Below are 5,707 nucleotides of genomic sequence, written 5' to 3' on the forward strand. Positions count from 1 at the left end.
GCCCAGCCCGCCCTCGACGTCGAGGAGCTGGAGCCCGAAGCCGAGGAGCCCCTCGCGGACATCGAGCTCGTCGAGGAGGAGCCCGCCCTGCCCGTCGCGGCCATACCTCCTCCGCCGCCGCCGACTCCCGCCCTGTCGCTCGCCTCCGTCGTGGCCCACGCGGCGACCGCCGCCGTCGCCGTGAGCACGCCCTTCCGGAGCCCCGCGGCACCCGCGCAGGCCGCGGCCCCCGCGGTGCCGGCGGCCAACCACGTGCGCCCCACCGACGATGACCTGTTCATCGCGAGCGCCGGGTTCGCACCGTCCGCCAACTCCTTCGTGGAGGGCGAACACCGCGTCATCATCCACACCATCGAAGGCCAGGTGAAGCGCGGCACCATCCGCGACGCGGACCTGCTCGAGGACGTCATCTCCCTGGAGCAGCAGAGCGGCTTCGCCCCGGAGCGCATCCCCGGCAAGCGCGTGAAGGCCATCTTCTTCATGCTCGCCGCGGGCGCGCGTCAGCCGCAGGCGGAGGGCTCGAAGATTCGCGTCACCTTCAACGACGGTCGCCAGGTCGCCGGCTTCTCCCAGGACTTCAAGGGCCCCACCCCGGGCTTCTTCGTCGTCCCCGCCGACACCCGCACCAACACCGCGCGCATCTTCATCTACCGCTCCAGCGTGCAGGCCGTCGCCGAGGGTTAGCAGCCCCTCGGCAGGACACACACCGCACAAAAAAGAGGGGCCTCGTCACCGAGGCCCCTCTCTTCATTTCAGCGACCCGAAGGTCGTTGATCAGAAGCTTGTTACTTCGCGTCCTTCGCCGCGGGCGCCGCCGCCGCGTCCTTCTTGGGGGTCAGCTCGAGCGCGAGGACGATGGAGATCTCCTCGCCCACCGCGACGCCGCCGGCCTCGAGCGCCTTGTTCCAGCCCAGGCCGAACTCCTTGCGGTTGATCTTCGTGGTCGCCTCGACGCCACGGCGCATGCCGCCGAACGCGTCCTTGATCTCCGCCGTCGGGCCCACCACGTCCAGCACGACAGGCTTCGTCACGCCGTGCAGGGTCAGGTCGCCCGTGACCTTCAGCTTGTCCTTGCCGGCCTTCGCGACCTTCGTCGACTTGAAGGTGATGGTCGGGTACTTCGCCGCGTCGAAGAAGTCAGGGCTCTTCAGGTGCTCGTCGCGCTTGGGCTCCGCCGTGTTGACGGACGCCGCGTCGAGGACGGCCTCGACGGTGGACTTGGTCACGTCCTTGTCGTCGATGTTGACCGTGCCGGACTGCACCTTGAAGTTGCCCTTCACGTTGGACACCATCATGTGCCGCACGGAGAAGTCGGCGGAGGAGTGCGCGCCGTCAATGTCATACGCCGCCGCGAAGGCGAACGAGGGGGCGGCAACGGCAATCAGGGTGATGACGGACTTCATGGACATCTTCATGGTGTGGACTCCTGGGACTGCGAACTGCGAGGTTCAGGCGCGCAGCGCGAAGCTGCGCATGGACAAGGTTCCGTGATGGAAGCCCTCGAACACGGGGGTGAGACGGTCCTCGGGGAGGGCAGCTCCGAGGACGAAGTAGATGGGCAACCAGTGCTCGGCGGAAGGATGCGCGAGCCGCGCATTCGGTGCATCCCTCCACGACTGAAGCCCCACGTAATCACGTGCTGCAAGTTTTCCGGCAACCCATCCGTCGAACTCGGCGGCCCATGCCTCCACGGACGCCTCCTTCGAACTGAAATTCACGCGGCGCAGGTTGTGCGTCACCCCGCCGCTGCCCATCAGTAGCACGCCCTCCGCGCGCAGCGGGCGCAAAGCCTCACCCATCTTCGCCACCAGCGCGGGCGTCGCGTCCGCCGGCAGCGCCACCTGGATGACCGGCACGCGCGCCTCCGGGAAGGCATGCATCAGGGGAACCCACACGCCGTGGTCCAGACCACGCCCGGTCTCCCCCACCGCGGGTATGCCCGCCGCTGTCAGCCGCGACACTACGTCCAGCGACAGCTCCGGCGCGCCGGGCGCCGGGTAGCGCAGCCGGTACATCGCCTCCGGGAAGCCGTAGAAGTCATACACGAGCGGCGGCGCGGCGGTCGCGGTGACCTGCACGCGCGCGTCCGACTCCCAGTGCGCCGACACCACCACCAGCGCCTTCACCGGCCCCGCGCCGTCACCGAAGCGCTTGAGCGCCTGCGGGTACGCGTCCGAGTCCAGCGCCGTCATCGGCGAGCCGTGCGACACGAAGAGCGCCGGGGCCACCGGCCGGGCAACCGTGGGCCCGGGACCCATCACTCCCGCCACCCCGGCGGCCGCCACACCCTGCAGCACCTCGCGTCTGTCCACCCCGTTCGCCATCGTGAGCGACTCCTACTGCAACCCGGGGACCAAGGCACCCGACAGGTCAACCCCCTGGAATCACGGAGGAAACAATTCCGCCCCTGCGAAAATACTCTCAGAATGATAGAGTGACCACTCAGTCTGAAACGTTCTGGGAGTCACCGTGGCGGGGTTGGAAGACCTGGACTTGAGGGAGCTGCTGGCGTTCGAGCCGAAGGGCGGCGTCATCCACTTCGCCGGGCAGCGGGCGATGCTGATGGACCCCGTGGCGCTGGGGCTGCTGCGCGTGGAGCTCATCGGGATGATGGGGATGACGGTGGCGCGCGGCATCTTCACGCGGCTGGGCTACGCGCATGGCTGGCGCACCGCGGAGGCGATGCGGACGGCGGTGCCGTGGACGGATGAATCCCACTGGCGCCGCGCGGGCGGACGGCTGCACACGCTGATGGGCCAGGTGCGCGTGGAGCGCATCGAGCGGACGGACAAGGACGGGCCGGAGCCCTTCGCCGAGGCGCAGTGGCGCGACTCGTATGAAGCGGAGCAGCACCTGCTGCACCTGGGGCAGGCGGATCAACCGGTGTGCTGGAGCCTCACCGGCTTCGCGTCCGGCTACCTGAGCTACTGCAACGGCAAGCCCATCTATTGCGCGGAGCAGAAGTGCGTGGGCAAGGGCGACGCCGCCTGCCACATCGTGGGCCGGCCCGCCGAGGAGTGGAGCACCGAGTGCACGGAGGTGCTGCGCTTCTATGAGACGCAGTGCATGGAGGGCGTGCTCGGACAGGTGACGGAGGCGCTGCGGCAGGCGGAGCGCAAGCTGCGCGCGAAGCGGCAGTCGCTGGCGCGGGTGTCGGGCGTGGCGGAGGACCCCTCCGGCATGGTGGCCCGCGCGGAGGCCATGCAGCGCGTGCTCAACCTGGCCCGGCGCTCCGCGAAGGTGGACACCACCATCCTCGTCACCGGCGAGAGCGGCGTCGGCAAGGAGCGCATCGCCCGGCTCATCCACGACGAGTCCGGCCGCGCCCACAAGGCCTTCATCGCCGTCAACTGCGCCGCCGTGACGGAGAGCCTGCTGGAGAGCGAGCTGTTCGGCCACGCGAAGGGCGCCTTCACCGGCGCCACGCACGACCGGCCCGGCCTCTTCGAAGCGGCCCACGGCGGCACCCTCTTCCTCGACGAGGTGGGCGAGGTGCCCGCCGCCATGCAGGCCAAGCTGCTGCGCGTCCTCCAGGAGCGCGAGGTGCGGCGCGTGGGGGAGAACCTCAGCCGCAAGGTGGACGTGCGCGTGGTGGCCGCCACCAACCGGGAGCTCGCGGACGAGGTGCGCCTGGGCCGCTTCCGCCAGGACCTCTTCTACCGGCTGCGCGTCATCGAGCTGCGAATCCCCCCGCTGCGCGAGCGCAAGGAGGACATCCTCCCCCTGGCGCGGCTGCTGCTGGCCGAGGCCGGTGAGCGCCTGGGCCGCCGCGTGGGAGGCCTGTCCCCGGACGCCGCGGATCAGCTCCTGCGCTACCCGTGGCCGGGCAACGTGCGCGAACTGGGCAACGCCATCGAGCGCGCGGTGGTGCTGTGCGAGGGCCCGCGCGTGGAGCGCGAAGATTTGCCCGAGGAGGTGCGCGCCGCGCCGCCCAGCCTCGTGCCCGGCGGCAACCCGCGCCGGCTGGAGGACATGGAGAAGGAGTACATCCTCGCGGTGCTCGCGCAGAACGGCGGCAACCGCTCGCGCACCGCGGAGCAGCTGGACATCGGCGTGGCCACGCTCTACCGCAAGCTCAAGCAGTACGGGCACCCGGAGGCCGCGCACTGAAAACACGTCGGGCCCGCCGACGCGCATCACGTCGGCAGGCCCGGGAGCCCTGCGTCAGGCGGCAGGGGTGCTTCAGTTGAGGAACTGGTCGCGGTCCGGCGGCGGGCGGTTCTTGCCCACGACGCGCAGGTGCTTGGAGCGGTCGCGCAGCTGGCGCTGCAGCCGCCAGTGCTGCAGGTGCAGCAAGAGCCGCTTGGGGCTGGCGCCGCGCACGTAGGCGAACACCAGCACCAGGCTGATGAGCTCCGGGGCGAGGAACTGCCAGGCCGGCGCGGTGAGCAGCCGCAGCAGCGTGAAGCCCGCGCCGATGCCCGCGAACCAGTAGCCCGTCAGCGGGATGCCCCAGAAGTTCGTCTGCCCCCGCCCGATGACGAGCCCGTACGCCACCCACAGCACCGTGGTCATCACCGTGCCGCCGGCGTAGCCGCTGGCCATGGGAATCACGAGCGCCAGCGCCACCGTGATGAAGCCCGCGAGCACCGTGATGCCCACCGACGCCATCAGCAGGCGCCTTGAGCCCCAGGTGGACTCCAGGAAGCCACCAATGGACCAGATGATGATGCCGCCGAAGATGATGCCCAGCGGATCCGTGGCGATGAACGCGTAGGTGAAGGGCTCCCACACCCGCAGGCGCCCCAGCACCTCCCCGGGGTTGAGCAGCAGCAGCGCGCCCTGGCTGGCGCGCGTCGCCAGGTACAGCACCGAGAACGCCACCAGCCCTACCGCCAGCTTCGCGGCCATCGATTCCAGGCCGACGAGGCCGCCGCCGAAACCGCCGCCCCCTCCCCTGTTGAAGCCCCGCATGGGTCGCATAGAGGCCCAAAGGTGGTGGAACCCTGCCCGGTCCGCAACCCCAAATGCCGAAACGATGAAGGGCGCTCCACCCTGGTGTCTCCAGGGAGAAGCGCCCTCGCATCCACAGCCCTTCAACCGCGGGCCCGGAGCTTCAGACCTTGTGGCGGTAGAAGAGCGTGATGGTCAGACAGTGAAACTCCTTGTCCGAGGACTGCGTGACGATCTTGTCCACGATGTCCACGCCGGAGTTCTCCTTCAGCCACTTGGTGATGTTCTCACCCATGTTCTCGCGATCGCGCGCGAGCGTGGTGGAGAACACCTTGACTCCCGTGAAGCTGATAAGCCCCATTCCAACCCTCGTTGCACCAGAGATTACGAACGTTTACCCCGAGTCGCGGGCGCCATCAAGAAACGGGCCCGAAATCCGACCCGGGGCCTTTCCCGGAAGTCCGCTCCAGGGCCCCCCGGGGTGTGGCCCGGGCGACCGTCCACCCGCCGACAGTGCGGCGGCGCGGAGACGGAGGCCGGTTGGAGGGTCAGCGGCCCGTGGCGGCGCGGCGGGCCTGGCACGTCACCTCGTCCTTGCAGGCGGGGCCGATGCCTTCGGGATGGGCCGTCAGGGGCGTCTTGTCGCTCTCCTCCACGCCACACACCACGCAGCGGCGCTTGCGGTTGCGACGCTCGGCGCGGCGCTGCTCGGCGATGGCCTTGGCCCGCTCGCGGGCCGTCTTCGCGTCCACCTCGTTGCTCATCTCACGTCCCGTCCTGTCTCTTATACCCATCTGACGCTGCCGACGAACTC

The 5,707-nt window shown here is 69.6% G+C and carries 6 protein-coding genes and 1 pseudogene; 2 read left to right on the forward strand and 5 right to left on the reverse strand.

The features are described from left to right. Nucleotides 1-684: pseudogene (locus D7V97_RS45530) on the forward strand (hypothetical protein); the annotation flags it as partial. 101 nt (nucleotides 685-785) lie between these two features. On the opposite strand, the gene D7V97_RS39160 reads toward D7V97_RS45530, so the two are convergent. Both D7V97_RS39160 and D7V97_RS39165 read right to left on the reverse strand, forming a co-directional pair. Next, nucleotides 786-1,415 (reverse strand): YceI family protein, encoded by a 630-nt coding sequence (locus D7V97_RS39160; RefSeq protein WP_120615683.1) that lies wholly within the window; start codon nucleotides 1,413-1,415, stop codon nucleotides 786-788. Between the two features lie 33 nt (nucleotides 1,416-1,448). Further along, the gene (locus D7V97_RS39165) at nucleotides 1,449-2,324 is read right to left on the reverse strand and encodes a class III extradiol ring-cleavage dioxygenase (RefSeq protein WP_120615684.1); all 876 of its coding nucleotides are present in this window, start codon (nucleotides 2,322-2,324) and stop codon (nucleotides 1,449-1,451) included. A 145-nt stretch (nucleotides 2,325-2,469) separates the two neighbouring features. On the opposite strand from D7V97_RS39165, the gene D7V97_RS39170 reads away from it, so the two are divergent. Next, complete coding sequence (locus D7V97_RS39170; protein WP_120615685.1) at nucleotides 2,470-4,110, forward strand: sigma-54-dependent Fis family transcriptional regulator; 1,641 nt, start codon at nucleotides 2,470-2,472, stop codon at nucleotides 4,108-4,110. Between the two features lie 72 nt (nucleotides 4,111-4,182). On the opposite strand, the gene D7V97_RS39175 is transcribed toward D7V97_RS39170, so the two are convergent. From D7V97_RS39175 to D7V97_RS39185, 3 genes are all read right to left on the reverse strand, one after another. Continuing rightward, complete coding sequence (locus D7V97_RS39175) at nucleotides 4,183-4,923, reverse strand: DUF1751 domain-containing protein (RefSeq protein ID WP_120615686.1); 741 nt, start codon at nucleotides 4,921-4,923, stop codon at nucleotides 4,183-4,185. Between the two features lie 133 nt (nucleotides 4,924-5,056). Continuing rightward, the gene (locus D7V97_RS39180) at nucleotides 5,057-5,254 is read right to left on the reverse strand and encodes a hypothetical protein (protein WP_120544774.1); all 198 of its coding nucleotides are present in this window, start codon (nucleotides 5,252-5,254) and stop codon (nucleotides 5,057-5,059) included. A gap of 187 nt (nucleotides 5,255-5,441) precedes the next feature. Then, on the reverse strand, nucleotides 5,442-5,657 hold the full coding sequence (locus D7V97_RS39185; RefSeq protein ID WP_120544773.1) for a hypothetical protein: 216 nt from the start codon (nucleotides 5,655-5,657) through the stop codon (nucleotides 5,442-5,444). Nucleotides 5,658-5,707: the final 50 nt, after the last annotated feature.

It is taken from the genome of Corallococcus sp. CA053C, assembly GCF_003611675.1.
Classification (GTDB): domain Bacteria; phylum Myxococcota; class Myxococcia; order Myxococcales; family Myxococcaceae; genus Corallococcus.